We start from the raw sequence: 2,632 nt of genomic DNA, 5'->3' as shown, positions 1-2,632 counted from the left end.
CAGGAGCTGCGGACGGCTTGCCGCCGCAGCCTGCCAGCACAAGCAGGAGGGCCGACGCCAGACCGATGATCCCCATTTTTTTATTCCACATTTCAACGCCTCCCTGTAGAATTATACCGTATGCAAATACTCCTTGATTCCGCTCACGATTGCTGCGGCCACCCTGTTTTGCAAGTCCTCCGTAAACAGGAGAGCCTCGTCTTTTTTGTTGCTGAGGTAGCCGACTTCCAGCAGAATCGCCGGCATTTTCGTCTCACGGATCACATGAAAATTGCCGTACTGTACACCGCGGTCGCTCAGGCCGGTCGCCTGGACCAGATATTTATGCATAACTGCGGCGAACGCCTTGCTCTCATCCCGCTTGTAATACGTCTCCGTGCCGCTGGCCACCGAAGTGGTGCTGCTGTTGGCATGAACCGAAATGAACAGATCTGCGCTCAAGTTATTGGCGATGGCCACCCGGTCCTTCAGCTCAAGGAAAGTGTCATCGCTTCTCGTCAGCACAACTTCAATATTGGCCTCCTGCTTCAGCAGTTCCTCCGCTTTCAGGACTACCGCCAGGTTAAAGTTCTTCTCGTATTTTTTGGTAACTCCAATCGCTCCGGAATCCTTGGCACCGTGCCCGGCATCCAGCACGACGAGCTTCTTGCCGTTCCTGTCTGGAAGCCCCGTTGTTCCATCCGTTGCGGTGCCGCCTCCAGCCAGCCCTCCTGTGGCGTTCAGGTCAATAATAGCGAGCTTCGAAGACGATTCCGCAGCAGACAGGCTGTATCCGAAATCTTTGGACTCGTTCAGCTCGATGACGAACCGCACCGTATAAGGACTGGCGCTGTATAAGGAGTAGCGGATTTCCTTGACATCCGGATACCCTGCCGCATCCAGCGTGCTCATCATACCGGGCGACAGATTCTGTTCAGACCCGAATGAATCGGAGAAGGAAGCATTTGGAATGTCCACCACGATTCGAGCCGGACTGTCCAGTACGGAAACCTTTGGCGCGGAATCGCCGGTCATCGCGATAAGAAGCCGGTTATTGCTAAAGCTTGCTCCGTCAACCTTCGTCACATTGCTTGCAGAGCCGGACGGCGGCACTTCCGGGCCTGCTTCGCCTCCCGATGAACTGCCCTCTATTGGCGAGGGGTTGCCTTCAGGAGAGCCGGGACCGGCCGAAGTCTGCGGGGTCGTAATGATTACCGACTTCGCCTGGTTATCCCATTGCACCTTTAACCCGAACTGCTCGGAAATGAAACGGATCGGCACAAGCGAGGTGTCGCTTCTCACGATGGGCGCCTCATTAAGAGAGACTTCCTTTCCGTCGACCGTCGCTTTTTTTTGACCGACCACAAGAGAAATTACCTTTCCCCCCTGCTCAATCGTCACCGTCTTCGTTTTCTGGTTCCAGTCCACTTTGTAGCCCAGATTTTCAACAATCATCCGCAGAGGCACCATAATAGTGCCGTTCACGCTCTCGACCGGGACGCTTTGTCCTGCGGTCAGTTCCTTGCCGTCGAGGAAAATCCTGTTGTTTCCAGAAGCGGCATGTCCATTTTCCGGCATAATGAATACGAACAGTAGCACCAGCAGCATAAAACCCAATTTCTTCATTCTTCACCTCTAGGAATCGAATATTCCGCCCCGGAATGGCGTTCTGTGTTGGTCCCTTCGACGACCTTTGACATTTATTAGACGCCGGCTTCCCTAAAAAGTTGCGAATGATTTCCAGCCGTCCGGCGCCCGGACAGACCGCCGCTCCCGCTATGGACGGGACTATATTCCCAGATATTCGATAATGCCCGCTGCAATTTCCCGGGCCAGCGCATCCTGGAGATCACCCGTGAACAGCGATGATTCCTCTGTCGTATTGGTCAAATAACCGGCCTCAAGCAGCACCGCCGGCATTGTGGTTTCTCTCGTCACATGCAGACTCTTCGCCCTGACTCCGTTATCCTTGAAGCCGGTTCCCTTGACCAGATGAGCATGCATGACCTTGGCCAGCGGAAGGCTGCCGCTGCGGGTGTAATAAGTCTCGCTGCCATTGACCATATTCCAGTTCGCTGCTGTCTTGGGCATCGCATTCGCATGCAGCGATATGAAGAGGTTCGCTCCGGCCTCTTCCGCGATATGTACTCGATCCTGCAGGGTGAGCGTGATATCCTCCGTCCTTGTGAACACCACCGTCACTCGTTCATCTTTTTGCAGCAGGGCTCCCGCTTTTTGAATCACGGCCAGGTTGAAGTCTTTCTCTTTTCGTTCAGCGGCGCTGATTGCACCCGGCTGCGAGCCGCCATGCCCGGCGTCCAGCACAACGACCGGCTTGCCGCCGCCCCCTGTATCGCTTGCATTCAGATCCACGGTGATCAGACCTGTGCTGTCATCAACGTTTAACCGGTAGGGCAAGGCTTCCGTCGTCTGAATTTCAAAGCGAACGGTGGACGGATAGGCAGCGGACATCGAGTACCCGACGCCTGATATCAGCGGGTATCCCGAAACATCGAGCGTCCCTTGGGAAGCCGGCGATCCGGGCTCCAGCCTCCCTCCGGCAAAATCCGCCGCCAGCGAAGCGCCCGGGAGCTCCACCACAATCCTGCTCGGACTATCCAGCGTTGTAATAATCGGCTGGACGGCTCCGCTT

General features: G+C 55.5%; 2 protein-coding genes. Both read right to left on the bottom strand.

Going from position 1 to position 2,632, the window contains the following annotated elements; all coding sequences use genetic code 11:
- Positions 1–111: 111 nt before the first annotated feature.
- On the bottom strand, positions 112–1,605 hold the full coding sequence (locus tag L692_RS0103985) for an N-acetylmuramoyl-L-alanine amidase family protein (RefSeq protein ID WP_025697423.1): 1,494 nt from the start codon (positions 1,603–1,605) through the stop codon (positions 112–114).
- 162 nt (positions 1,606–1,767) lie between these two features.
- On the bottom strand, positions 1,768–2,632 hold an 865-nt coding region (locus L692_RS0103980), incomplete at its 5' end, for an N-acetylmuramoyl-L-alanine amidase (RefSeq protein ID WP_025697421.1).

The organism is Paenibacillus forsythiae T98, from assembly GCF_000520735.1.
Lineage (GTDB): Bacteria > Bacillota > Bacilli > Paenibacillales > Paenibacillaceae > Paenibacillus_AQ > Paenibacillus_AQ forsythiae.
Note: the sequence above shows the minus strand (reverse complement) of the source record. Positions and strands in the feature narration are given on the sequence as shown.